The sequence below is a fragment of the Lysobacter enzymogenes genome (assembly GCF_023617245.1).
Taxonomy (GTDB): Bacteria; Pseudomonadota; Gammaproteobacteria; order Xanthomonadales; family Xanthomonadaceae; genus Lysobacter; species Lysobacter yananisis.
In genome coordinates this window covers 3,275,343-3,300,175 of sequence record NZ_CP067396.1, presented here as the reverse complement: position 1 = coordinate 3,300,175, position 24,833 = coordinate 3,275,343, and the positions used below count along the sequence as shown (strand labels likewise).

Sequence of the window (24,833 nt, the reverse complement as noted above, 5' to 3'; positions counted from 1 at the left end):
CTATCGGAGACCGAACATGCCCCGCGGCGACAAGTCGTCCTACACCGACAAGCAAAAACGCCAGGCCGAACACATCGAGGAGAGCTATCGCAAGGAAGGCGTGCCGAAGCAGGAAGCCGAGGAGCGCGCCTGGCGCACCGTCAACAAGCAGGACCACGGCGGCAAGAAATCCGGTTCGGGCCGCAAGGATTCGCATTGAGTCGAACCTGCGCGCCCGCAACCCCATCGCCGCTCATTCGCAGCGCACGCGCTGCATATTCGGAGAAACCGCATATGAAAACCGCGCACATGAAGACCCTGTCCATCGCCGCCGCGCTCGGCCTGGCGCTGTCCACCGCCGCCGGCGCGCAGACCGCCGGAACCCGCGCCGATACCGCGCAGGATCCTGCCGCGACCGCCGCCGGCGATTCGCAGCAGCCGGTCGGCGATACCTGGATCACCACCAAGGTCAAGACCGAACTGATGGCGACCGGCGGCGTGCCGGGCACCGACATCAAGGTCGAGACCGTCAACGGCGTGGTCATGCTGTCGGGCAGCGTGAGCAAGGCGCAGGCCGACAAGGCCGCGTCCATCGCGCGCAACATCGATGGCGTCAAGAAGGTCGACACCAGCGGCCTGACGGTTTCGAAGGCGCGCTGATTCCGTCGCGGCCGCCGGGGCGGCGCGGAACGCGGCGCGGGCAGGGGGCGCCGCGGCCCGCGCGCCGCGCATCCCGGCCGGCCGCGCCGGCGGAGCGAACCGTCATGACCAAACTCGCCGACCGTGTCTACCGCGACCCCGCCGACCTGCGCCGCCTGACCGCGTTAGTCGAGCAACTGCCCGACGAAGGCCTGGTGGACCTGCAATTGGTCGACGGTAGCTGGCGCGCGGCGGTGGTGACCACGCGGCCGAGCCTGCAGACCTTCCTCGACCGCGACGGCCGCGAGGGCATCAATGCGGTGGTGCGGATCGACGATCCGCGCACCGGCCGCAGCGATTACCTGTGGATCGACGAACTCGCGCAAGTACGCCCGATCCATTCGGCCCAGCGTCGTTTCACCGATTAAACGCGACAGATCGAGCGCGAGGCCGAGATTTGCGCGCATCAGTCGGCGCTCCCGTGGTTTGGGCCCGTCGCGCCATCGCGCGCAGCGCGCTTGGTCCTAATTATCGGAAAAGCGCATCGATCCAGTTTCCAGGAGTAACCACATGCCCACCTGCGATGTCTGCGGAAACGACTACGACAAGGCGTTCACCGTGACCATGCCCGATCGCGGCGGCACGTTCGACTCGTTCGAATGCGCCATCCACGCGCTGGCGCCGCGCTGCGCGCACTGCGATTGCCGCATCGTCGGCCACGGCGTGGAGCACGCCGGCCGCTACTATTGCTGCGCGCACTGCGCCGGCCATGCCGGCGTGCAGGGAATCCGCGACCGCGCCTGAGCCGCCGCGCGGTCCGGAGCGGCGATGCGACGGCGGGCCGTGAGCGAACGTGAACCAGGCCTCATCGCGGCCGATGTGAACGCGTTCTGCACACCGCGCTCGCGGGCGCTGGGGGAAGATCGGCCCATGTCCTTCCTGCGCAGCCGCGAACCCGAACGCCCCGCCGGCGCCAGCGAAGGCCGCTGCTTCGTCTACGTGCTGCCTTGCGCCTACGAGGACCTGCTCAAGATCGGCCACTCGCGCAATCCGCTGGAGCGCGCGCAGGCGCTGCAGCCGCGCTATTTCGAATTCTTCGATCTCGACCGCGCCTTCGCCGTGGAAGTGGACAAGGTGCGCGAAGCGCGCGCGCTCGAACATGCGCTGCACGCGCGCTTGCGCGAGCACAACGCGCCTGCGCCGCTGACCGTTCGCGCACAGGCCGCCGGCCTGGGCGAGTGGTATCGCGGCGCCTGGACACAGTTGCAGGACGAGGCGGCGCGCTGGCAAGCGCAGGGCCATAGCGTGCACCGGCCGCTGTCGGCGTGGTTCGCGCGCGAACTGGCCGGGCAGGGCGATGCGCTGTATGCGCGCGCCGAAGCGCTGCTGGCGCAACTGCAAGGCGACACCGCGGCGCTCGACGACCCCGCGCTGGCGCCGTTGCGGCGCAACCTGCTCGACACCCTCGACGCGCACCGCGCGCTCGCCGGCGATCTCGACCGGCGTCTTCCGGCCGCATTGCTGGACTGGTACCGGCGCGGCGGCCACCCCGTTCCCTAGGCCCAACGCTCAGGAGTGCACCATGACCAAACTCGACAAACCGCTGCGGCGCGAACTGGACATCGACGGCAAGGCCTACACCCTGACCGTCGACCCGGATGGATTGAAGCTGACCGAAAAAGGCCGGCGCAACGGCGTCGAACTGCGCTGGTCGGCGCTGGCCTCCGGCGACGACGTCGCGGCTCCGACGCCGCCGGCGACATTGCCGCAGTAACGCGGCAGCGCAGGCAATCCGATTGTAGGAGCGGCGCAAGCCGCGACCGCGAAACCACCGCTGCGTCGAAGCTTTCGGCGTAGCCGAGTCGTCGCAGTCGCGGCTCGCGCCGCTCCTACAGTCGCCGCGTCCAGCCACGTTTGCCCCTGTAGGAGCGGCGCAAGCCGCGACCGCGAGTCCGCAGCTACAGCGAAACCCATGCCCGGGCCGCTGCCGCCTCCAGGCAATCCTCAGCCGCCGCGAACCCTGAACGCCGCGCTGATGCGCGCATCGGTTACGCCCGGGTCCTTGGGGATGCCGTGGTCGTAGTGGTGCTGCGAGGCGTGGCTCATCACCAGCAGGCTGCCGGGTTCGAGTTCGATATGCCAACTCGCATGCGGCCTGCGCTTGGCCCGGATCGTCATGCGTCGGGTCGCGCCGAGCGACAGCACCGCGATGGGCTGGCCGGGAACGAGGTCGTGCAGTTTGTCGTTGTGCGGGGCGACGCTGTCGCGCCCGTCGCGATAGAGATTCAGGCCGATGCTGTCGAACGGCGCGGCGAGGACTTCGCGTACCCGCCCGGCGGCGGTTTCCAGCAGCGGCGGCAGCCGGTCGCGGCCGATACGGTAGCGGGCGACGCGGCGCGGCACTTCGACCAGGCGTTCGTACATCAACCGTTGTTCGCTGTTCCACGGCGCGCCGTCCCACAGTTCGGCGAACAGGCGCGCGCACCAGTCGGGCGCGAACACGTCGGGCAGGTAGCGCACGCCGCCCTCGGCATCGAGGATGGGTTGCTGCGGTTGCGCGGCGAACAGCGAGGCCTGGTGCATCCGCGCAGTCTGCGCGGGCACCGTCTCACTCTGCGAGACAACGCCGCGTCGCGCGCCGCGACCGCGGTCGGGCGCGCGCGGTGCTCACGGCGTCAGCCGCCCTTGGGCCGCCGCTCCAGCTTCGGCAGGAACCACGCGAGCAGGCCGATCGCCGGCAGGTAGGCGCACAGGCGGTACACGGCCTCGATGCCGATATGGTCGGCCAGTTGCCCCAGCGCCGCCGCGCCCAGGCCGCCCATGCCGAAGGCGAAGCCGAAGAACAGCCCGGCGATGACGCCGGTGCGGCCGGGCACCAGTTCCTGCGCGTAGACCAGGATCGCCGAGAACGCCGAGGACAGGATCAGGCCGATGATCACCGTCAGCACCGTGGTCCAGCCCAGGTTCGCGTGCGGCAGCAGCAGGGTGAACGGCAGCACGCCGAGGATCGAGAACCAGATGACGTAGCGGCGGCCGATGCGGTCGCCGATCGGGCCGCCGGCGAGCGTGCCCAGCGCGACCGCGCCGAGGAACACGAACAGATGTACCTGCGCGCTTTGCGCGCTGACCCCGAACTTGTGCATCAGGTAGAAGGTGTAATAGCTCGACAGGCTGGCCATGTAGAAATACTTGCTGAAGATCAGCAGGCCCAGCACCGTCATGGTCGCGACGATGGTCTTGCGCGGCAGCTTCGGCGCGGTGGCGGCGCGCGCGCCGGCCTTGCGCTGCAGCGGAATCTGCTCGCGATACCACAGGCCGATGCGGCTCAGCAGCAGCATCGCCGCCAACGCCGCGAACGCGAACCAGCCGACGCTGCCCTGGCCGCGCGGCATGACGATGTAGGCCGCCAGCAACGGCCCCAGCGCCGAGCCGAGGTTGCCGCCGACCTGGAACAGCGATTGCGCCAGGCCGTGGCGGCCGCCGGAAGCCATGCGCGCGACCCGCGAGGACTCGGGGTGGAACACCGACGAACCCGAACCGACCAGCGCCGCGGCCAGCAGCAGCACCGGGAAGGTGGTCGCGCGCGAGAGCAGCAACAGCCCGCTCAGGGTGAAGCCCATGCCGATCGCCAGCGACCACGGCATAGGCCGCTTGTCGGTGTAGATGCCGACCAGCGGCTGCAGCAGCGAGGCGGTGACCTGGAAAGTCAGGGTGATCAGGCCGATCTGGCCGAAATCCAGGCGGAAGGATTCCTTCAGCAGCGGATACAGCGCCGGCAGCAACGACTGGATCATGTCGTTGAGCAGATGGCAGACGCTGAGCATGCCGAGGATCGGCAGGGCGATCTTGTTCGCGGTCTCGGCGGCGGCGGGCGGCGCGGCTTGGAAGTCGGGAACCGGCGGCGCGACGGCGCTGTCGGCCGTCGCGGGGGAGGAGGTGTCCAGGGAGGTCATGGCGGAAGGCGGCAGGGAAGGGAACGCCGGCGGCGGAGCCGGGCGGCGCGGCCCGTTCAGTAAACGCCTGCGCGGCCTTGCCCGCGTTATAGTTCGGGTCAACATTCTTCGAGATCGGGCCAATGCGCAATGTCCTGGCCGGGCAGGCCGACCAGTTGCCCGGGCGGATCGTGGCGACCTCCAACGAATACCCGACCGGCCACCGCATCGCCCGCCACAGCCATCGCCGCTCGCAGCTGCTGTACGGGGCGCACGGGATCATGGTGGTCGGCACCCAGGCCGGACGCTGGATGGTGCCGCCGGAGCGCGCGGCCTGGATTCCGGCCGGCATGGCCCACGACGTGCACGTGCTGGCGCAGATCAGCACGCGCAGCATCTACGTCGAGCCGGAGGTCAGCGCGGCGTTGCCGGGCGATTGCCGGGTGATCGGGGTGTCGGCGCTGATGCGCGAATTGCTGCTGGAGACGCTGGACCTGCCGCTGCAGGCCGACGCCGCCGGCGGCTCGCGCCCGGACCTGATCTACTCGTTGATCGTGCGCGAGATCGAACGCGCGCCGGTGTTGCCGCTGGATATTCCGTTCCCGTCCGAACCGCGCCTGGCCGCGCGCTGCCGCGCCTACCTCGCCCAGCCGTCGCCGCACGACGGCATCGACGACTGGTGCCGCGACCTGGCGATGAGCCGGCGCACCTTCACCCGCCGCTTCCGCGCGCAGACCGGCAGCAGCTTCGCCCAATGGTGCCGGCAGGCGGCGATCTTCGCCGCCTTGCCGCGGCTGGCCGCGGGCGAGCCGATCACGGCGTTGGCGCTGGACCTGGGTTACGAAAGCGCGTCGGCGTTCACGACCATGTTCAAGCGATTGATCGGGATGCCGCCGAGCCGCTACCTGGCGACGGCGCGGGCGTATGCGCCGGAGCGCTAGCGGGTCGGCGCGGCCGTAGCGAACCCCGCATCGGTCGCGCCGACGCATGGCCGACTGTAGGAGCGGGGCAAGCTGCGACCGCGACACAACGCTTGCGGCGTAAGCGTCGTCGCAGTTGCGTCCCCGCGGTCGCGGCTCGCGCCGCTCCTACAGGGAGAAACGCGGTCCGACGAAGCGATTGTCGGACGCAGCGACTGTAGGAGCGGCGCAAGCCGCGACCGCGACACTGCGCTTGCGGCGCTCCCGTCCAGGAAACCAGCCCCGGCCTCAGCCGATCGCTTTCGCCGCTTCGTCGATCAACGCCGCCACTTCGGCCGGCTTCGATGCCAGCGAGGCGTGGCTGGCTTCGAGCGTGATCGTCTTGTTCGGATTCATCCGCGCCGACATGCGCTGTTGGTTCTGCGGCGCGATCATGCGGTCGTGGGCGGAAATCTGGTACCAGGTTGGCTTGGACTTCCAGGCCGGCGTCGAGATGGCGTCGCCGAAAGTGCTCGCCAGCGGCGCTTTCTGGGTCACCGCCATCACCAGGCCTTCTTCGGCGCTGAGGTCCTGGCAGAAGCTTTCGTGGAACTTGTCGGCTTTCAGCCACAGGTAGCCGTCGCTGTCGGGGGCGAGGTTCGGCGCCGCTTCGGGCAGGTGTTCCTGGGTGATGCCGCCGGGGCTCTCGCCGCTGTCGGGCGCGAACGCGGCGATGTAGACCAGGCCGGCGACCTTGTCGTGGTTGCCGGCCTCGGTGATCACCGCGCCTCCGTAGGAATGGCCGACCAGCAGCACCGGGCCCGGCGCCTGTTCGATCATCTTGCGGGTGCGGGCGGCGTCGTCGGCCAGCGAGGTGAGCGGGATCTCCACTGCCCGCAGGTCGGTGTAGCCCTTGCGCGAGAGTTCGACGATGGTCTTGGCCCAATGCGCCGCGCCGCCCCAGAAGCCGTGTACGAGAACGATGGTGGGTTTGCCGCTCATATCCTTGACCCCAGGTTGGGTGAATGCGCCAACGCGATGTTCGTACGGCGGCCGGTTGGCGTCGGCGGCTGCGCCCGCGCCGCGGTCGTGCGTCGGAAGCGGCGGGGTACCGAAATTTCCATAGCCGCAAACCAGGGCGCGTGAATTTTCGATGCGCGCTTTTAATGTTGCTGAATGCTGCGGGATTCATGGTTTTGGCTATCGAAATAGCCAACACTGCTGGACGGCTCCGGTTGACCGTGCGTGCGTCGGCGGGTTCGCGCACGCGGCGCAGGCCGTCGGCGGCGTCGTCGCCCCGGGATGGTTCGGTCCGATGCCGACCGCGGAGTCGGACCCAGGCGGACGAACATGGCGAGGACGCGGCGTTGTCGTGGCACGGCCCGGGCCGCCGCGGCGCAGCGACTGCAGGAGCGGCGCAAGCCGCGACCGCGGCACTACGCTTGTGGCGCTGGTTTCGTCGTAGTTGGGTTGTCGCGGTCGCGACTCGCGTCGCTCCTACAGGGCAGTGTCGCTGCGGCCCGGATTATTTGGCGATCAGCAGGAACAGCGAGCGGGCCTGCGCGCCGTAGGTCGTGTTCTCGCCGCCGATCAGGGTCTCGCTGCCGGGTGCGGCGACTGCGTTGGGGCCTTCGTTCCAGGTCGCGGTGTCGGTCACGCGGTACCACTGCTTGCCGTTGCCGGGCCATGGCAGGACGAAGTTCACCGGCCCCGACCAGCCGTTGTAGGCGACATAGATCGCGCTGGCGCTGTCGCCGAATTCGCTGCCGTCGATGCGCCAGGCCAGGGCGTGGTTGTCGGCGCCGTTGAAGTAGGCGCTGTCGGCCTGCGCGCCGTCGGGCTTGAACCAGCGCAGTTGCTCCATCGCGTTGCCGTTGTTGTCGCTGCCCGAATAGAAGTTCGCCGGGCGCAGCGCCGGATGCGCCTTGCGGAACGCGATCAGGCGCTTGCTGTAGGTCTCGTGGTCGGCCTCGACCGCGCTGCGGGTCCAGTACAGCCAGTTGGCGGCCGAGTCGAGGTTGTAGGTGTTGTTGTTGCCGAACTGGGTGCGCAGGGCTTCGTCGCCGCCGGTGATCATCGGCACGCCGGCGCTGAGCATCAGCAGGGCCAGCCCGGTGCGCGCGGCCCTACGCTGGTCGGCGACGATGCCGCTCTGGTTCCAGCTGAGATTGTGGTCCTCGCCGCCGTCGGACGGCCCGTACGGCCAGGGCTGGTTGTTCTGCTTGTCGTTGTAGGCGTACAGGTCGTTGAGGGTGAAGCCGTCGTGGGCGACCACGAAGTTGATCGAATGCCAGGGCTTGCGGCCGTCGTCGCCGTACAGGTCGTTGGAGCCGGACACGCGCGTGGCCAGGGTGCCGGGCGTGACCGTCTCCACGCCGAGCTTGTTCTGCTTCTTGCGCAGCGCGTCGCGGTACAGGCCGTTCCACTCGGCCCAGCCGGCGGGAAAACCGCCGACCTGATACGAGTTTCCGCCGATCGCCCACGGCTCGGCGATCAGGTCGAGGCCGGTGCCGCCGGCGGCCGGGCGCGGCGGCAGCTCGGCGACGATGCGGTTGAGCGCGTTGCCGCTGTCGTTTTTGTCGAAGTTGAAGCAGCCGTGCTGGCAGCTGTTGCCGAGCACCGACGCCAGATCGAAGCGGAAGCCGTCGACGCCGAGCGCGTCGCGCCAGTAGGCCAGCGAATCGACGATCAGGTTCTGGGCGACGGGATGGCGGGTGTTGTAGTTGCCGCCGACGCCGGTGTTGTCCCAGGGGTATTTGTAGTCGCTGGTCAGCGAGTAATACGCCGGGTTGTCGAGGCCGCGGAACGACAGCAGGTTGTACACGCTGAGCCCGTCGGTACCGCTCCACGGGCCGCCTTCGCCGGTGTGGTTGTAGACCACGTCGATGTAGACCTTGATGCCCGCGTCGTGGAAGGCCTTGACCATCGCCTTCCATTCGCGGGTCGGTCCGCCGGCGGATTTGTCGTAGGCGTAGCGGCGGTCCGGGGCGAAATAGTTGAGGGTCATGTAGCCCCAGTAGTTGTCGCCCGCGGTGGAGTTTGGGTCGACATCGTTCTGGTCGTTCTGCGCTTCCTGCACCGGCAGGAACTCGACCGCGGTGACGCCCAGCGCGGCCAGCGCCGCGGCCTTGCGCGCGGCGCCCTTGTAGGTGCCGCGCTCGGCGGCGGGCACGCTGTCGTCGTTGCGGGTGAGCCCGCGCACGTGCACTTCGTAGATCACCTCGTCCTTGAGCGCGCGGGTCGGCTTGCTGCCGGTGGACGTCGCATCCGCGGCCAGCGCGATGCCCTTGCTCGCGCACAGGCCGCTGTCCTTGTTTCGGTGCGGGGCGCCGCTGGCGTAAATCGTGCCGTCGGCGCAGGTCGCGGTATTCGGGTCCTGGCTGATTTCGCGCGCGTAGGGATCGAGCAGCAGCTTGTTGGGATTGAAACGGTTGCCGGCGTTGTCGACGTCGCTGACGAAGCCGGCGGCGCTGCCCTTGGTCCAGGCGGCGTCGTAGGGCCAGTTCGGGCCCCAGGCGCGGTAGCCGTAATAGACCGTGCCGGCGATGCCGTAGGTGTTCTTGATCGTGCTGGTCGGCAGCGACAGCGACCACACCTGGGTCGCGGCGTCCTTGCTCAGCGCCAGCCGCGCGACTTCCTGGGTGCCGGTCGGGTTCTTGTACAGGAACACCTCGACGCGGGTGGCGCGCGAGGAATAGACGCGGAACGCGAGGTTGGCCTGGGCGGCGTCGTAGCGCGCGCCGAGTTGCTGCGCGTCGATGGCGGCGTGGGCGGGGCTCAGCGCGCAGGCCAGCGCGGCCAGGGCGAGGGCGCGCAGTGTCGCGCCGGCGCATCGCCGCTGGCTCGGTCGGTGTTCGTCCATCGTCGCCGTTCTCCGTGATCGCGCGCGCCGCGAAGGTCGCGGGCATCTGCGACGACTGTAGGAGCAAGCCGCAGCGCAGCATGGCCGGCTGCAATCGTATTCATGCGGGGCGAGCCGATGCGGGTCACAGCTCTTGCAGGAGATTATTGTGGAAGTGCCCTTGTGGGAGGGCTCTTGTGGGAGGGCCTTCAGGCCCGATGCTTTTCTTTCAGGGCATCGCGATCCGAAACAAGAGCATCGGGCCTGAAGGCCCTCCCACAAGAACCTTCCTATCGCAGCCTGCGCTTACTTGATCCGATGCTTGCCCAGCTTGCGCGCCAGGGTGCGCCGGTGCATGCCCAGGCGCCGCGCGGTTTCGGAGATGTTGAAGTCGGTCGCCGCCAGCATCTCGTGGATGCGCTCCCATTCCAGGGTCTTGATCGAGGTCTGGCGATCGGTCAGTTCGACGTTGACGTCGCCCTGCGCGCGGCCGAACGCGGCTTCGATGTCGTCGGTGTTGGACGGCTTGGCCAGGTAGTGCAGGGCGCCGAGCTTGATCGCCTCGACCGCGGTGGCGATGCTGGCGTAGCCGGTCAGCACCACGATCAGCATGTCCTCGTCGTGGGCGTGCAGCGCCTGCACGCAGGCCAGGCCGGAGTCGCCGCCGGCGAGCTTGAGGTCGACCACGGCGTAGCCGGGCGTGTGTTCGCCGAGCAGGGCCTGCACCTCGCTGAGCTGGGTCGCGTTGTGGACGATGTAGCCGCGGCGCTCGAACGAGCGCGTCAGCGTGCGCGCGAACGCGGCGTCGTCCTCGACGATCAGCAGCCGGCGCGGCTCGTCGTCCTCGTCGTCGAATCCGGGCGGCAGCGGCGGCAGTTCCTCACTCATCCGACGACTCCGGCGGCGTCAGCGCGGCCAGCGGCAGGCTCATGGTCACCACCGCGCCGCTGGGTTCGCGGTTGCGCGCGACCATGCTGCCGCCGAGCTGGCGCGCCACGTTGAGGGCGAGAAACAGGCCCAGCCCGCCGCCGGGACGGCCCTTGCTGGACTGATACGGCTTGCCGAAATGCGACAGCATCGCCGGGGCGAAACCCGGGCCGGCATCGCTGACCCGCAGCACCAGCCGGTCCTCGTCGCGCCAGGATTCCAGCCCGACCCAGCCGGGCGAAGCCTCCAGCGCGTTGTCGAGGACGTTGCAGATCATCTGCTTGAGGCCCGAGTCGGAAATGATCGCCACATCCTCGCCGAAGCCGTTCTCGTAGTCGAATCCGCGCACCGGCCGGGTGGTGCGCCATTCGCCGACCAGGTCGTCGAGGAATTCGGCCACGGTGGTGATCGCCGGCGCCTCGCCGCGGGCTTCGCCGGCCGATAGCAGGATGCCGGTGACGATGCTCTTGCAGCGGGTCAGCTGGGTCTGCATCTCGTCGAGTTCCTGCAGCAGCTCGGGCTGCTGGGTGAACGGCGGCATCCGCCGCCAGTCGCCGAGGATCACCGACAGCGTCGCCAGCGGCGTGCCCAGTTCGTGCGCGGCGCCGGAGGCGAGCAGGCCCATGCGCACGATGTGCTCTTCCTCGGCGGCGCGCTGGCGCAGGTCGGCCAGGCGCTGGTCGCGCGCGCGCAGGTTGCGGCCGATGCGGGTGATGAACACCACCAGCAAGGTCGCGTTGAGGGCGAAGCACAGCAGCAGGCCCTGCACGTAGGGATCGCGCAGGCCACGGGTCGGGTCGGCCGGGATCACCACCGGGCCGGCGAACGCGGTCAGGGCGATGAAGCAGGCCGTGGTCACCACCACCACCGCGCAGCTGGCCCAGGTGCGCAGCAGCACGCAGGCCAGCGCCACCTGCAGCAGGTACAGGAACACGAACGGATTGGCCGCGCCGCCGCTGAGGTAGAGCTGCGCGGTGAGGGTGAGGATGTCGACCAGCAGGGCCAGGAACAGCGCGCCGTTGGTCACTTCCTCGCGCTTGCGCCAGCGCAGCATGCTGACCAGGTTGAACGCGGCCAGGCAGGCCAGCACGATCGCCATCGGCATCAGCGGCAGCTTGATGCCGAAGCCGTAGTGGACGAAGACGATGGTGGCGACCTGGCCGATCACCGCGATCCAGCGCAGCTGGATCAGCTGGTGCATGTTCTTGACCCCGGTGCCGTCGCGCGAGGCCGGGAGGGGCGGGGCGAGCTGCATGCGTTTGGGCAGGAACGAGTGAAGAGGAGTGAGGAGCGAGTAAAGCACGGCAGGCGGGCGGAAGCGGCGGGGAGGCGTTGCGGCGGTCGACCGGCGTTGCGGCGCTAGGCGGCCGCGGCGCGGCGCCGGGCCTGTTCCCGCCACACCCGCCAGGCCGCCCACGCCACCATCAGCGCCAGCGCGAACCAGGTCAGTGCGTACTGCAGGTGGTTGTTCGGGAATTTTATCACCGTGAGTCCGCCGACCGGCCATTGCGGCGCGGTGCGCAGGTCGCCGGGCAACGGCGCGGCGCGCTCGGCGTCGACGAAGTAGGGCGCGACGGCGCCGTCGAGCTTGCGCGCGGCGGCGATCGCGGCGACATCGCGCGAGAACCAGCGGTCCTGCCCGGGTTGGTTGTCGCGCAGGAAACCGCCGCCGGGTTCGCTCAGCCGCAGCAGGCCGGTGACCACGGCCTCGCCGGGCGGCGGCGGCGCGGATTGCGCGGCGCGCGCGTCGGGCACGTAGCCGCGGTTGACCAGCACGGTGTAGCCGGCGTCGGTGCGCAGCGGGCTCAGCAGCCAGAAGCCGGGGCCGAGGTCGGTGACCGCCTGCACCCGGGTGTCGGCGCCGGGCAGCCAGCGCCCGCGCAGCCGCACGTGGCGGTATTCGTCGCGCGCCGCGCTCACGCCGGGCCACTGCGCCGGTGCCGGCGGATCGCCGGGTTCGGCGTGCACGCGCGACTCCACCCGCTGGATCAGATCGCGCTTCCAGCCCAGCCGCTGCACCTGCCACGCGCCGAGCGCGATCAGGCCGGCGAACAGCGCCAGGAACACGGCGCCGATCAGGCCGAGGACGAAGGAACTGCGCGGAGCTTTGACGCTGGTCGCCATGAGGTGGCCTCGTGCGGAAGACGAGAGGGGCGAGCCGGTTGCGTGGGGATGATAGCCCTGCGGGGACCGGGGCGGGTGAGGCCGCGCGAACGGCGCGCGGGCCGCCGGGCCAGGGCCCGCTGAAGTCTCTGGGTCCCCGCCTGCGCGGGGACGACGTTCTGGTAACGGCGCGGCGAGTGCGGAACCCGCACCCGCCGCCTTGGATCCGCGACGCGGAAACCGCGAAGAGGAGCGCTATCCACTCACTCCTCCCCGCTATCTCCTACGGCTTTCAGGGCATGTTCCGCATCTCGTGCGGCATCGGCATCATGTTCACGTTCAAGTGGTGCATGACCCACAGCGAACCGGCCAGGGTGATCACCACGATCACGATGGTGAAGATCAGCGCCAGCATGTTCCAGCCGCCTTCCGACTTCGTGTTCATGTGCAGGAAGTAGACCATGTGCACGACGATCTGGACCACGGCGAAGGCCAGGATCACCGCGGCGGTGACGCCGGACGACGGCAGCACCTTGGCCATGACCAGCCAGAACGGGATCGCGGTCAGGAACACCGACAGCAGGAAGCCGATGGTGTAGCCCTTGACGGTGCCGTGGTAGTCGTCGTGCTCTTCGTGGTCGTGGCCATGATCGTCGTGGCCGTGCGCGTTGTCGTGGTGTTGCGCGGACTGGGTCACGGCAGCACTCCCATCAGGTAGACGAAGGTGAAGACGCCGATCCAGACGACGTCGAGGAAGTGCCAGAACATCGACAGGCACAACAAGCGGCGGCGGTTCGGCGCGGTCAGGCCGTGCTTGCCCAACTGCACCATCAGCACCACCAGCCAGACGATGCCGAAGGTGACGTGCAGGCCGTGGGTCGCGACCAGGGCGAAGAACGAGGACAGGAACGCGCTGCGCTGCGGACCGGCGCCTTCGTGGATCAGGTGGGCGAACTCGTACAGTTCCAGGCCGATGAAGGCCAGGCCGAACACGCCGGTGATCGCCAGCCAGCCCTGCACCGCGGCCAGCTTGCGCTTGGTCATCGCGATCATGGCGAAGCCGTAGGTGATCGACGACAGCAGCAGCATCGAGGTGTTGATCGCCACCAGCTGCAGGTCGAACAGGTCCGCGCCCGACGGGCCGGCCGCGTAGCTGCGGCCGAGCACGCCGTAGGTGGCGAACAGCACGGCGAACACCAGGCAGTCGCTCATCAGGTAGAGCCAGAACCCTAGCAGGGTGCCGTTTTCCGGATGGTGCTTGCCCTTCAGGTCCAGGAAGCGCGAAGCCGAAGAGGCCGGCTGCGCCTGGGCGTGGGAGAGGATGGCGGTGGCGTCAGACATGGGCGGCGGCCAGTTGTTGCGTGCGCAGGTTTTCCGCGGCGGTCACTTCGTCCGCCGGGATGTAGTAGTCGCGCTTGTAGTTGAAGGTGTGGACGATCGCGGCGACCAGCATCGCGGCGAAGAACACCCCGGCGACCAGCCACATCTGCCAGATCAGGGCGAACGCGCAGACGGTGCTGAGCAATGCGATGACCAGGCCGGCGGCGGTGTTCTTGGGCATGTGGATGGCCAGGAAGCCCGAGGTCGGACGCTGGAAGCCGTTCTGCTTCATGTCGTGCCAGGCGTCGTTGTCGTGCACGACCGGGGTGAAGGCGAAGTTGTAGGCCGGCGGCGGCGACGAGGTCGACCACTCCAGGGTGCGGCCCTGCCACGGGTCGCCGGTCGGGTCGCGCAGCTTCTCGCGGTTGCGGATGCTGACGAAGATCTGGATCAGCATGCAGGCGATGCCGATCGCGATCAGCGCGGCGCCGAAGGCGGCGATGAGGAACCAGATCTGGATCGAGGGATCGTCGAAGTGGCTCATGCGCCGGGTCACGCCCATCAGGCCGAGCACGTACAGCGGCATGAACGCGAAGAAGAAGCCGATCTGCCAGAACCAGAACGAGCACTTGCCCCAGAACGGATCGAGCTTGAAGCCGAAGGCCTTGGGCCACCAGAAGTTGATGCCGGCGAACAGGCCGAACAGCACGCCGCCGATGATGACGTTGTGGAAGTGCGCGATCAGGAACAGGCTGTTGTGCAGGACGAAGTCGGCCGGCGGCACCGCCAGCAGCACGCCGGTCATGCCGCCGATGGTGAAGGTGACCATGAAGCCCACCGTCCACAGCATCGGCACCTCGAAGCGGATGCGGCCGCGGTACATGGTGAACAGCCAGTTGAAGATCTTCGCGCCCGTCGGGATCGAGATGATCATCGTGGTGATGCCGAAGAACGAGTTGACGCTCGCGCCCGAGCCCATGGTGAAGAAGTGGTGCAGCCACACCAGGTACGACAGGATCGTGATCACCACCGTCGCGTACACCATCGAGGCGTAGCCGAACAGGCGCTTGCCGCTGTAGGTGGAGACGATCTCGGAGAAGATGCCGAAGCACGGCAGGATCAGGATGTAGACCTCCGGGTGGCCCCAGATCCAGATCAGGTTCACGTACATCATGGGGTTGCCGCCCAGATCGTTCGTGAAGAAGTTGGTGCCCGCGTAGCGGTCGAGCGAGAGCAGCACCAGCACCGCGGTCAGCACCGGGAACGCGGCCACGATCAGCACGTTGGTGCACAGCGAGGTCCAGGTGAACACCGGCATCTTCATCATGCTCATGCCCGGCGCGCGCATCTTGACGATGGTCGCGATCAGGTTGACGCCCGATAGCAAGGTGCCGACGCCCGCGATCTGCAGCGCCCATATGTAGTAGTCGACGCCGACGCTCGGGCTGTAGGCGATGCCCGACAGCGGCGGGTAGGCCAGCCAGCCGGCGGTGGAGAACTCGCCGACGAACAGCGACACCATCACCAGGCCGGCGCCGCAGGCGGTCATCCAGAAGCTGAAGTTGTTGAGGAACGGGAACGCCACGTCGCGCGCGCCGATCTGCAGCGGCACCACGTAGTTCATGAAGCCCGTCACCAGCGGCATCGCCACGAAGAAGATCATGATCACGCCGTGGGCGGTGAAGATCTGGTCGTAGTGGTGCGGCGGCAGGAAGCCGGCGTTGTCGCCGAAGGCCATCGCCTGCTGCATGCGCATCATGATCGCGTCGGCGAAACCGCGCATGAGCATGACCAGCCCCAGCACGATGTACATGATGCCGATCTTCTTGTGGTCGATGCTGGTGAACCACTCGTTCCAGAGATAGCCCCAGAGCTTGTAGCGGGTCAGCAGCGCGAGCACGGCGACGCCGCCGAGCGCGACCATGGCGAAAGTAGCGATCAGGATCGGCTCGTGCAGCGGGATCGCGTCCCACGTGAGCCGGCCGAAGATCAGCTTGGCGAGGTTGGATTGGTCAGACATCTTCGCTCCGAAGTCCGCGTGCGGACCTGCGCGCGCGAGGCGCGCGGTTGAATGCTTGCGCTAAACGCTCAGGGGGCCAGGGTGGCGACGCCCCAGCTGGGGACGGCCGACGGCTCGGTGACGCACATCGCCGAGAGCACCACCGGGCCGCCGCGCAGGTCGCCGCGGCGGCGCGGCGCCAGCGCGTTGGCGCTGTTGCCCAGGCCGCCGTTGGCGTCGATCATCATCATCTCGTCCATGCACATCTTCGATGCGTCGACGCAGCGGTTGAGGATGGCCTTGTACAGGCCCGGCGCGACCGCGGAATAGCTGCGCACCGGTTCCTTCTCGCTGGGCTTTTCCAGCTCCAGGTAGCCGGCGCGTTCCAGGGTCTGGCCGCCGGCGCGGTTGCTTTGCACCCATTGGTCGAAGCCGGCCTGGTCCAGGCCGTGGAACTTGAAGCGCATGTGCGAGAAGCCGGCGCCGCTGTAGTTGGCGGAGAAGCCCTCGTACTCGCCCGGGTGGTTCATCACCGCGTGCAGTTGGGTCTCCATGCCCGGCATGGCGTAGATCTGGCCGGCCAGGGCGGGGATGTAGAAGGAGTTCATCACCGACGACGCGGTGATCTTGAACTTGATCGGGCGGTCGACCGGCGCGGCGATCTCGTTGATCGTGGCGATGTTGTACTCGGGATAGAGGAACAGCCACTTCCAGTCCAGCGCCACCACCTCGATCTCCAGCGGCTTGACGTCGGCGGCGACCGGCTGGCCGGCCTTGATCCGGTCGAGCGGGCGGTACGGGTCGAGGGTGTGGGTGCTGACCCAGGTGATCGCGCCGAGCACGATGATGATCAGCAGCGGCGCCGCCCAGATCAGCAGCTCGAGCTGGGTCGAGTGGTCCCAGTCGGGCTTGTAGGTCGCCTTCGTGTTGGAGGCGCGGTAGCGCCAGGCGAAGAACAGGGTCAGCGCGATCACCGGCACGATGATCAGCAGCATCAGCACGGTGGAGACGATGATGAGATCGCCCTGCTGGCGGGCCACGTCGCCGGGCGCGTTGAGCAGGAGCGTATTGCAGCCCGCCAGCGGCAGCAGCGCGCCGGCCAGGAGCAGGGGACGGAGGAGGGACTTGATTGCGTTCATCAACCTGACGCTTAAGCACGACAAGGCCGCGAGGCTCGCGGCGACCGCGCAATTGTGCGCCGCAGCGAGGGCCGGGACGATTGGACGTTTTGTCCTATGGCAGCGTGGCAATCCGGATGGGAAGCTTACGCCGTCCCGCTCTTCGGGGCGCAGGCCCGTGCGCGGTTTCCGCCGCCTCCGGCCGCGGCGGTTTCGGCGCGAAACCCTGGCAAACCCCGTGTTTTCGGGCCTTGCGGCCCGTTCGTCGGGAGCGTGGCGCCCGTTCGCGAACGGCGCGGCGGCGCGGCCAGGAGTAAGGTATCGGCACGGCCGGATGAACCGATCCGCCCAAGTCGGCACGTTCGCCACGGCCCGCAGCGCCCCGCGGCATTGCGCACTTTCTTTCCCGCACCACGCACCGAGCTGCAGCAGACGATGCAAACGCCAAATCACGCAAACCCCGATTCCATGACCGTCTCGGTGCACGGCACCGATTCGCACGCCGAGGTCGCGCCGGGCGACATCGCGGTCGGCGTGGTCATCGGCCGCGCTTCGGAATACTTCGACTTCTTCGTCTACGGCATCGCCTCGGCGCTGGTGTTCCCGTCGGTGTTCTTCCCGCACCTGGGCAAGCTCGAAGGCACGCTGTGGTCGTTCGCGATCTTCGCGTTGGCGTTCATCTCGCGTCCGCTGGGCACGGTGTTGTTCATGTGGATCCAGCGCCGCTGGGACCGCAGCACCAAGCTCACCATCGCCTTGTTCCTGCTCGGCACCTGCACCGCCGGCATCGCCTTCCTGCCGGGCTTCGCCAAGATCGGCGCGCTGTCGCTGGTGCTGCTGTCGGTGTTCCGCCTCGGCCAGGGCGTGGCCCTGGGCGGCAGCTGGGACGGCCTGCCGTCGCTGCTGGCGCTCAACGCGCCGAAGGAGCGCCGCGGCTGGTACGCGATGCTCGGCCAGCTCGGCGCGCCGGTCGGCTTCATGATCGCCGCGGCGCTGTTCGCTTATCTCAGCACCGCGCTGTCGCGCCAGGACTTCCTCGACTGGGGCTGGCGCTATCCGTTCTTCGCCGCGTTCGCGCTGAACGTGGTGGCGCTGTTCGCGCGCCTGCGCCTGGTGGTGACCCACGAGTACGAGCGCGAACTCGGCGAGCAGCAGCTCGAGCCGACGCCGGTGCTGGAGCTGTTCCAGGCCAAGGGCCGCCACGTCGTCATCGGCGCGTTCGCCGCGCTGGCCAGCTACGCGCTGTTCCACATCGTCACGATCTTCCCGCTGTCGTGGATCGTGCTGTATTCCGACCAGTCGGTGCCGCAGTTCCTGGTGGTGCAGATCGTCGGCGCCGCGCTCGCCGCCGGCGCGGTGGTGGCCTCGGGCTGGATCGCCGACAAGTTCGGCCGTCCGCGCACCCTGGCCGCGCTGGCCGCGGCGATCGCGATGTTCAGCGGCTTCGCCCCGACCCTGCTCGGCTCGGGCGAACTCGGCCAGGACGTGTTCATCCTGGTCGGCTTCATCCTGCTCGGCCTGTCCTACGGCCAGGCCGCCGGTTCGGTCACCGCCAACTTCGGCGCCAAGTACCGCTACACCGGCGCGGCGCTGACCTCCGACCTGGCCTGGCTGATCGGCGCCGCGTTTGCGCCGCTGGTGGCGCTGGGCCTGTGCGCGCACTTCGGCCTGGGCTTCGTCGGCGTGTACCTGCTGTCGGGCGCGGTCTGCACGATGGCGGCGCTGGGCGTGAACCGGATGCTCAAGCTGCGCAGCTGAAGCCGGAGCGAGAAGCGAGTCTGGAGAAGTGAGGAGTGAGCGAAAGCCACTCCTCACTTTTTGCCCGACATCAAGCCCTTCTCTCGCTCCTCACTCCTCTCCGCTCACTCCTCGCTCCCGCGCGCTATCTCCGCGCCACCGCCACGCACCGCGCCAGGTCCTCCAGATACGCCTCCACCCCCTGGTCGTGCACCGGCGTCACCGTCATGTGCAGCGCCGCGGGACTGGCGAGCCGGCTGATCTGCCAGCCGCGCTCCTGCATCGCGTCGCCGACGGCGTGGATGTCGAATTCGTCGGAGCCGAACGCGATCACGCTCAGGTCCGGCTTGCCCAGCACGTGCAGGCCGCCGATGCGCTCGATGCCCTCGATGTAGCGGTCGCGCAGGTGCATCACCCGCTGCGCCAGCGCGCGGTAGCCGGTTTCGCCGAGGTAGTGCATGACCGCCCAAGCCGCGGCGACCGCGCCGCCGGCGAGGGTGCCCGACAGGGTCTGGCTGCGCCAGGTGCCCTTGGGCCATTGGTTGTACTCGAAGGTCTGGTGGGCGTGGTCGTCGGGATCGGCGTGCAGCAGCACCGACACGCCGTTGGCGGCGTAGCCGAAAGTGTGCAGGTCGGCCGAGAGCGAACGCACGCCCGGCAGGGCCAGGTCGAAGCGCGGCACGCCGGCGACGAAGCGCGCCACGTGCGGGGCGAGGAAACCGCCGATGCAGGCGTCCACGTGCAGCCACACGTCGCGGTCGCGGGCGATCCGGCCGATCGCCTCGACCGGATCGATCGCGCCGAACGGCTGCGACGGCGCCGAGGCCACGATCATCATCGTCTCCGGTTCGATGCACTGGCCCAGGGTCTCGACGCTGGCGCGGTAGTCGCCGCCGATGGCGACCCGGATCAGGTCCAGGCCCATGATCTCGGCGGCCTGTTCGTACACCGGGTGGGCGCTGGCCGGCAGCAGCAGGTGCGGCCGGCGCACGTGCGGGCGGCGCGCGCGGAACGCGCGGTAGGCGCTGCACACCGCCAGCATCGCGCTCTCGGCGCTGCCGCAGGTGACCGTGCCGGCGGCCTCGCGTCCGCCGCCGAGCAGCGACAGCGAGATCTGCACCAGGTCCTCCTGCATGCGCTGCAGGCTCGGGAACAGGTGCGGCGCGCGCGCGTTCTCGCTGATGAACATGGCGTAGGCGCGGCGGGCCACGTCGAGCACGTCCTCGCCGGCGTAGTAGACGTCCAGCGAGGCGCGGCCCTGGCGCCAGTCGGTGTCGGCGCTGCGCAGCGCCGACAGGGCTTGCTGCAGTTCGCTCCAGGGTTGGCCGCGGGCGGGCAGGGTCTTGCGTCCTTGGACGGTGAGGGAAGGCATCATCGGCGCGGTTCTCATGTCGGTGGGGGCGGGAACGGCGGTGGGGGGCAACGGGGGAGAGCAAAAGCGCGGGCGCCGCGTCGGCGGTGCCGGCGCGGGTGTGCGCGGTATCGATGCGCGGATGGGATCGGCTTCGCGTTATCGCGGCGCGCGCGCGGCGGCTGCCGGAACGCGCGTAGCGGCGTGACCGGTTGCGCGCGCGGAATGCCTCAAGGTTCGCAGCCGGCGGGCGACGCGGTGCCGTATCGGTGCGCGGCGCGTTGCGGCGGCCGCGGCGGTCGCCGCGCGGGCAAGGGCGAAGGACGCGCCGGTCGGCGCGAGGCGGTCGGATTCTTCAAAGGACTGGCTCCGTGTCGCGAAGAAATGATTCGTGTAGCGGGAGGTGTCGTGCCGGGCGTGTCGCGTGCGGCGCGCCCTGGGCGATCGGCGGTAGGCGTCGGACGAGGTCGTTGTTGTTCTGGTCCGGGCGCGCGATGCCGTTGCGACGCAATACGGGAATCGAAACTGCCAAGACAGTGTTACGTCGCAGTGTCGGCGCGGTCAACGCTGGCGCCCGCTGCGCTGTCCAAGTAGCGATGGTTATCGCATTGCGCGACGCGGACGATCACACAATTGCGCTCGCGCCGCGATGCGCGCGTCGTTCACGATCGCGACGGCGTCGCGCGAGGTCGCGCAAAACCCCGCGAAAATGGCGGTATACGAAACATCTTCGAGCGAAGGGAAAAGCGTTCGCCTCGACACGATGCGCGAACGAACGGTCGATGATCGAATGGACCGATCCTGCAAACAGGTCGCGGCGCGCCGAGGCCGGCTTGGGCAGGAGACAGCGGACGGCAGACAGCAACGGCGGCGCTGCGCTTCTCGCTGTCTCCCTCGGCTAGTCCATTGCGGCGGGGCTCAAGCGGCGGCGAGGGTCTTGGCGAACACGCTGCGGCCGTCGATGTCGCGTAGGTCCACGCTCAGCGCGCGGCTGTCCGGGTCGATGTTGACCTCGCCGAAGAACTGGAAGCCGGCCAGCGGCGAGGCGTTCGGCGCCGGCGGCGCCTTCTGGAACACCACCTGCGGGCCGAAGGTGGCGTCGAGCGCATTGGGCCCGAACGAGCCGGCGTTGAGCGGGCCGGCGACGAATTCCCAGAACGGCGAGAAATCCTGGAACGCGGCGCGGTTGGGATCGTAGTAGTGGGCGGCGCAGTAGTGCACGTCGGCGGTCAGCCAGACCACGTTGTCGACCGCGCGGATCGCGTGCAGCAGTTCGGCGAACTCCAGCTCGCGCCCGCGCGGCAGGCCCGGATCGCCGTTGGCCACGGCTTCCCAGCGCGGCCGGCCCTGCGCGTCGTTGCCGTCGGGCACCTGCAGGCCCAGCGGCATGTCGGCGGCGACGATCTTCCACAGCGCGCGCGAACGGCGCAGGTTCGTCGCCAGTTCGCGCAACTGGCGGCGGCCGAGGAAGGCGCTGTCGGCGTCCGCCGCCGACTGCAGGTTGGCGCTGTTGCCGCCGCGGTAGCTGCGCATGTCGAGCACGAACACGTCCAGCAGCGGGCCGTAATGCACGACCCGGTCGATGCGGGTGCGCTGGCCGTCGCCGTCGCGGCCGCGCGCGCGGCGTTGTGGCGAGTATTCCAGGAAGGCCTGGCGCGCGCGCCGCACCAGCAGGTCGATGTCCTTGACCGTGTAGCGCGGGTCGGCCGACAGGTCCTTGGCCGGCGACCAGTTGTTGACCACTTCGTGGTCGTCCCACTGCCAGATCTGCGGCACCTGCGCGGCGAAGCGGCGCAGGTTCTCGTCGCGCAGGTTGTAGCGGTAGCGGCCTCGGTATTCGTCGAGGGTCTCGGCGACCTTGTGCACGCCGTCGGCGACCAGGTTGCGCCAGATCCGGCCGTCCTCGGCCGTCGCCTGTTCGGCGATCGGGCCGTCGGCGTAGATGGCGTCGCCCGAATGCAGGAAGAAGTCCGGATCGCGCCGGCGCATGGCTTCGAAGATGCGCATGCCGCCGATCTCGGGATTGATGCCCCAGCCCTGGCCGGCGACGTCGCCGCCCCAGACCAGGCGCACCGGGCGGGTGCGCGCGAGCGGGCCGCTCGGCGCCGGGCGCAGGCGGCCTTCGCTCCACTCGCTGCGCACGCCGCTGTGGGCGTCTTCGAAGGCGACGCGGACGCGCCGTGCGGCGGTGCCGGACAGCGGCACATCCAGGCGCGCGGTGAAGTCGCCGGCCGCGGTCGCCAGCGGGCCGCGCAGGCGCAGGGCGCGGCGGAAGCCGTCTTCGTCGCCGATCTCGACCCACAGCCGCGCGGCGCGGTCGGCGCGCGCCCACACCGTGGCGCCGCCATCGCCGACGTCGCCGAACTGCAGGCCGCTCGGCAACTGCGGCCGCGCCGATTCGGCCGACACCAGCGCCGGCGCGGCGAGCGCGGGCAGGGCGCCGCCGAGCGCGCCCAGGCCCAGGGCGCTGCCGGACTGCAGCAGGAAGCGGCGGCGGGAGGCGTCGTGGTCGTGCATGGCGGGAGCCCGGCAGCGGGGATGCCCGAGGGTAACCGGCGCGGATGGCAGCCGTGTGGCTGTGGTCGCTGACTGTGGGAGGACTACAGTCCCGATGCTGTTCTGTCCGCTCGCAGCGATCTCGCACAAGGGCGTAGGGACTGAAGTCCCTCCCACAAACCCGGCTTCAGAACCCCACTTGCCACTCCAGCCGGACGCCCAGCGTGCTCTTGCGCCAGCGCTGTTGCCGCAGCCGTTGCCCTTCGTCGAGATATTCGAAGCTCTCGCCGCCGTCCTGGCGCAGCGGGTTGGTCAGGGTCAGGCGCAACTGCGCGTCGTCGCTGCGTTTCCACAGCGCGTAGGCGTCTAGTTCGCGCTTGGGCGTCTGCGCTTCGATTTCGCGCGCCGCGGTGCGCACCGGGCCGCCGCTGCGGTGGGTGTAGGACGCGCCGAGGGTCCAGTGCGGCGCGGGGCGGTAGTCCAGGCTGAGGGCGCCGGTGTAGCGCGGCTGGCGGTCGATGCGGTTGTCGGGGCCGGGAATGGCGTCCACGCGCGACCAGTGGCGATTGAATTGCAGGCCGATGTCGAGGTCCGGCGCGCGCTTGCGCAGCTTGGCCAGCGACAGCTTGCCGTCGAGCTCCAGGCCGTGCGACCGGGCGTCGCCGGTATTCAACGGCGACGCCACCCAACGGCCGTCGAGCAGCCGCGTGCTCTCGCCGATGAAGTCCTCGATCCGCCGCGCATAGCCGCCGACGCTGAGCGTGGCCGCTTCGCCCCAGTCGCGTTCGTAGGCCAGATCCAGTCCCGTCGCCAGTTCCGGGCGCAGCGCCGGATTGCCCTGGCGGTCGGGATCGAGCGCGCGGTTGTTGGTCGAGGTGTACGGACGCGGCGTCAGTTCGCGCAGTTCCGGCGCGCGGTAGCTGCGGCTCAGGCCCAGGCGCAGGCGCTGGTCCACGGCCAGTTTCCACAGCGACTGCAGCACCGGCGTCAGCAGCTGCGCGTCGTTGCGCAGCGGGGCGAAATCGCTGCCGGCGCTGCGGATGTCGATGCGTTCCCAGCGCGCGCCCAGGTACAGCGACCAGCGCGGCGTCGGCGACCACTCGTCCTGCAGGTAGGCCGCGCTGCGGCGGATGCGCGCGTCGAAGGATTGGTCGGTCGACTTGCCGGGGAAGCCGGGAAACTCGGCCAGCCGCTGCACCCGGCGCTCGCTGCGGCGGTCCTGGCCCAGGTCCCAGCCGGCCTGCACGGTATGCGCGCCGCGCACGGCGAACGAGTATTTGCCGCTGAGCGCGTGGTTGCGCACGTCCAGCCGGCTGTCGGTGGCCTCTTCCAGGTTGCGCGCGCCGTCGCGGCCGTCGGCGTCCTCGCGATAGCGGGTGCGTTCGCGGTTGCCGTCGAGGTTGAGCTTGGTTTCCAGGCGCGCGCCGCTGGCGAAGCCGTGGGTCCAGGCCAGTTCGTTGCGCAGCTGCAGCAGGCGCAGGTCGGTGCGCTGGCGATAGTCGGTGTGGTCGAGCTCGGGTCCGAGCGAGGTCGACCAGTGGATGTCGCCGCGCTTGCGGTGACGGCGGACCTCCAGGCCGCTGCGCCAAGCGATGCGGTCGCCGTTGGCGAGGGTGCGCTCGGCCGCCGGCGCCAGCGACAGCTGTTCGCGCACGCCGCGCGCGCGCAGGTCGGTGCGGCGCGCCAGGGTCTGCGCGCCGGCGTCGTCGAAGGCCTGCTCGATGCCGCGTTCGTCGACCTGGTGATCGTTGCGCAGCACGCTGGCGTCGAAGCTGCTGCTGGAGGCGTCGCCGCGGCGGGTGCGGCTCCACGCCGCGCTGGGCTTGAAGCCGTTGCCGCTGTGCTTGAGCGCGAAGGTGAGCCGGTCGCGATCGCGGCGCGCCTGCTTGGCCAGGACGATGTTGATCGTGCCGGCGATGGCTTCGCCGCGCAGGTCGGCGGTGGTGGTGCGCAGCAGTTCGATCCGTTCGACCTGATCCGGCCGCAGCGTGGCCGGGTCGAAGCCCGGCGGCGCGGCGCGGCCGTCGATCAACACCTGGGTGTAGCCCTTGCCGAGCCCGCGCAGGGCGATCGCACCGCCGCCGGCGCCGTCGGACACCGACACGCCGGGCAGCCGCTTGAGCGCGTCGGCCAGGGTGTCGTCGCCGTAGCGGGTCAATTCGTCGCTGGCGACGACGATGCGCGAGGCGGTGTCGTCGCGGCACGGGTCGTAGTCCTGCGCCTGCACGGTGACGGTGTCCAGGCGGGTAACGGTGTCGCTAGCGGCGGCGTCCTGGGGCGGCTGGGCGAACGCGGCGCCGGCGCTCGATGCTAGGGCGAGCGCGGTATGCAGAGCGGTGCGGCGTAATGCGGCGGAGCGGGGCAAGGGCATCGGCGGGCGATCCGGTGGAGCGCGCGGGGCCGGCGGCGGGCAAGCCGCCGGCCTCCCGCGACGGCGGGCGAACGGAAGACGGATTGAGAAAGACGGATTGAGAAAGACGGATTGAGAAAGA

The 24,833-nt window shown here is 69.4% G+C and carries 24 protein-coding genes and 1 pseudogene; 10 read left to right on the top strand and 15 right to left on the bottom strand.

The annotated features are described in order from the left end of the window. Positions 1-16 precede the first annotated feature (16 nt). The 6 genes from JHW41_RS13630 to JHW41_RS13605 all read left to right on the top strand — a co-directional run bounded on the left by JHW41_RS13630 (position 17) and on the right by JHW41_RS13605 (position 2,392). Positions 17-199, top strand: a complete 183-nt coding sequence (locus JHW41_RS13630; RefSeq protein ID WP_057947477.1) for a hypothetical protein — start codon at positions 17-19, stop codon at positions 197-199. A gap of 89 nt (positions 200-288) precedes the next feature. Further along, complete coding sequence (locus JHW41_RS13625; RefSeq protein WP_250442638.1) at positions 289-639, top strand: BON domain-containing protein; 351 nt, start codon at positions 289-291, stop codon at positions 637-639. A 104-nt stretch (positions 640-743) separates the two neighbouring features. Beyond that, positions 744-1,046, top strand: coding sequence for a DUF3247 family protein (locus JHW41_RS13620; protein WP_057947479.1), 303 nt, complete (start codon positions 744-746; stop codon positions 1,044-1,046). Between the two features lie 142 nt (positions 1,047-1,188). After that, positions 1,189-1,422 (top strand): hypothetical protein, encoded by a 234-nt coding sequence (locus JHW41_RS13615; protein ID WP_057947480.1) that lies wholly within the window; start codon positions 1,189-1,191, stop codon positions 1,420-1,422. 126 nt (positions 1,423-1,548) lie between these two features. Further along, a complete protein-coding gene (locus tag JHW41_RS13610; protein WP_250442637.1) occupies positions 1,549-2,178 on the top strand; it encodes a GIY-YIG nuclease family protein in 630 nt (209 codons plus the stop codon). A gap of 22 nt (positions 2,179-2,200) precedes the next feature. After that, positions 2,201-2,392, top strand: a complete 192-nt coding sequence (locus JHW41_RS13605) for a hypothetical protein (protein ID WP_250442635.1) — start codon at positions 2,201-2,203, stop codon at positions 2,390-2,392. 230 nt (positions 2,393-2,622) lie between these two features. Here JHW41_RS13605 and JHW41_RS13600 read toward each other — a convergent pair whose 3' ends face one another. Together JHW41_RS13600 and JHW41_RS13595 are read right to left on the bottom strand one after the other, a co-directional pair. After that, complete coding sequence (locus JHW41_RS13600; protein WP_428995543.1) at positions 2,623-3,201, bottom strand: alpha-ketoglutarate-dependent dioxygenase AlkB; 579 nt, start codon at positions 3,199-3,201, stop codon at positions 2,623-2,625. A 92-nt stretch (positions 3,202-3,293) separates the two neighbouring features. Further along, positions 3,294-4,571, bottom strand: a complete 1,278-nt coding sequence (locus tag JHW41_RS13595) for an MFS transporter (protein WP_057947484.1) — start codon at positions 4,569-4,571, stop codon at positions 3,294-3,296. Between the two features lie 122 nt (positions 4,572-4,693). Between JHW41_RS13595 and JHW41_RS13590 the strand changes: the two genes are divergently transcribed. Next, positions 4,694-5,491 carry an AraC family transcriptional regulator gene (locus JHW41_RS13590; protein ID WP_057947485.1) on the top strand — a complete coding sequence of 266 codons (798 nt, stop codon included), beginning with the start codon at positions 4,694-4,696 and terminating at the stop codon, positions 5,489-5,491. Positions 5,492-5,758: 267 nt separating this feature from the next. Here the strand turns inward: JHW41_RS13590 and JHW41_RS13585 are convergent, their stop codons facing one another. The 3 genes from JHW41_RS13585 to JHW41_RS27000 all read right to left on the bottom strand — a co-directional run bounded on the left by JHW41_RS13585 (position 5,759) and on the right by JHW41_RS27000 (position 9,510). Next, entirely contained in the window at positions 5,759-6,451 is a 693-nt protein-coding gene (locus JHW41_RS13585) for an alpha/beta hydrolase (protein ID WP_250442631.1), read from the bottom strand. Positions 6,452-6,974: 523 nt separating this feature from the next. Further along, a complete protein-coding gene (locus tag JHW41_RS13580; RefSeq protein ID WP_250442629.1) occupies positions 6,975-9,311 on the bottom strand; it encodes a glycogen debranching protein in 2,337 nt (778 codons plus the stop codon). Between the two features lie 124 nt (positions 9,312-9,435). Next, positions 9,436-9,510, bottom strand: a complete 75-nt coding sequence (locus tag JHW41_RS27000) for a hypothetical protein (protein ID WP_428995542.1) — start codon at positions 9,508-9,510, stop codon at positions 9,436-9,438. Between JHW41_RS27000 and JHW41_RS26995 the strand changes: the two genes are divergently transcribed. Next, positions 9,509-9,604 carry a DUF6053 domain-containing protein gene (locus tag JHW41_RS26995; protein ID WP_428995368.1) on the top strand — a complete coding sequence of 32 codons (96 nt, stop codon included), beginning with the start codon at positions 9,509-9,511 and terminating at the stop codon, positions 9,602-9,604. The two genes, JHW41_RS27000 and JHW41_RS26995, sit on opposite strands and share 2 nt — an antisense overlap. Here JHW41_RS26995 and JHW41_RS13575 read toward each other — a convergent pair. From JHW41_RS13575 to cyoA, 7 genes are all read right to left on the bottom strand, one after another. Beyond that, positions 9,597-10,178, bottom strand: a complete 582-nt coding sequence (locus tag JHW41_RS13575; RefSeq protein ID WP_250442628.1) for a response regulator transcription factor — start codon at positions 10,176-10,178, stop codon at positions 9,597-9,599. The two genes, JHW41_RS26995 and JHW41_RS13575, sit on opposite strands and share 8 nt — an antisense overlap. Beyond that, positions 10,171-11,472, bottom strand: a complete 1,302-nt coding sequence (locus JHW41_RS13570) for an ATP-binding protein (protein WP_078995698.1) — start codon at positions 11,470-11,472, stop codon at positions 10,171-10,173. The genes JHW41_RS13575 and JHW41_RS13570 overlap by 8 nt, the downstream gene beginning before the upstream one ends. Positions 11,473-11,576: 104 nt before the next feature. Then, a complete protein-coding gene (locus tag JHW41_RS13565) occupies positions 11,577-12,341 on the bottom strand; it encodes an SURF1 family protein (protein WP_250442625.1) in 765 nt (254 codons plus the stop codon). A 271-nt stretch (positions 12,342-12,612) separates the two neighbouring features. Further along, positions 12,613-13,017 (bottom strand): cytochrome o ubiquinol oxidase subunit IV, encoded by a 405-nt coding sequence (gene cyoD / locus JHW41_RS13560; RefSeq protein WP_057947491.1) that lies wholly within the window; start codon positions 13,015-13,017, stop codon positions 12,613-12,615. Continuing rightward, positions 13,014-13,661, bottom strand: a complete 648-nt coding sequence (cyoC, locus tag JHW41_RS13555) for a cytochrome o ubiquinol oxidase subunit III (protein WP_057947492.1) — start codon at positions 13,659-13,661, stop codon at positions 13,014-13,016. Before cyoC ends, cyoD begins: the two co-directional genes overlap by 4 nt. Next, complete coding sequence (cyoB, locus tag JHW41_RS13550) at positions 13,654-15,660, bottom strand: cytochrome o ubiquinol oxidase subunit I (protein WP_250442623.1); 2,007 nt, start codon at positions 15,658-15,660, stop codon at positions 13,654-13,656. Before cyoB ends, cyoC begins: the two co-directional genes overlap by 8 nt. 68 nt (positions 15,661-15,728) lie before the next feature. Then, positions 15,729-16,778: a ubiquinol oxidase subunit II gene (cyoA, locus tag JHW41_RS13545; RefSeq protein ID WP_250442621.1), complete on the bottom strand. Its 1,050-nt coding sequence runs from the start codon at positions 16,776-16,778 to the stop codon at positions 15,729-15,731. A gap of 447 nt (positions 16,779-17,225) precedes the next feature. Between cyoA and JHW41_RS13540 the strand changes: the two genes are divergently transcribed. Next, positions 17,226-18,515 (top strand): MFS transporter, encoded by a 1,290-nt coding sequence (locus tag JHW41_RS13540; protein ID WP_231783988.1) that lies wholly within the window; start codon positions 17,226-17,228, stop codon positions 18,513-18,515. A 124-nt stretch (positions 18,516-18,639) separates the two neighbouring features. Here the strand turns inward: JHW41_RS13540 and JHW41_RS13535 are convergent, their stop codons facing one another. Both JHW41_RS13535 and JHW41_RS13530 read right to left on the bottom strand, forming a co-directional pair. Beyond that, entirely contained in the window at positions 18,640-19,869 is a 1,230-nt protein-coding gene (locus JHW41_RS13535) for a pyridoxal phosphate-dependent decarboxylase family protein (protein ID WP_101943504.1), read from the bottom strand. Between the two features lie 894 nt (positions 19,870-20,763). After that, complete coding sequence (locus tag JHW41_RS13530; RefSeq protein WP_250442619.1) at positions 20,764-22,362, bottom strand: alkaline phosphatase D family protein; 1,599 nt, start codon at positions 22,360-22,362, stop codon at positions 20,764-20,766. On the opposite strand from JHW41_RS13530, the pseudogene JHW41_RS26990 reads away from it, so the two are divergent. Further along, positions 22,361-22,486 (top strand): annotated as a pseudogene (locus JHW41_RS26990) (hypothetical protein); the annotation flags it as partial. The gene JHW41_RS13530 and the pseudogene JHW41_RS26990 sit on opposite strands and share 2 nt — an antisense overlap. Before the next feature lie 42 nt (positions 22,487-22,528). Here JHW41_RS26990 and JHW41_RS13525 read toward each other — a convergent pair. Continuing rightward, positions 22,529-24,712: a TonB-dependent receptor plug domain-containing protein gene (locus JHW41_RS13525; protein WP_250442617.1), complete on the bottom strand. Its 2,184-nt coding sequence runs from the start codon at positions 24,710-24,712 to the stop codon at positions 22,529-22,531. Between the last annotated feature and the right edge of the window lie 121 nt (positions 24,713-24,833).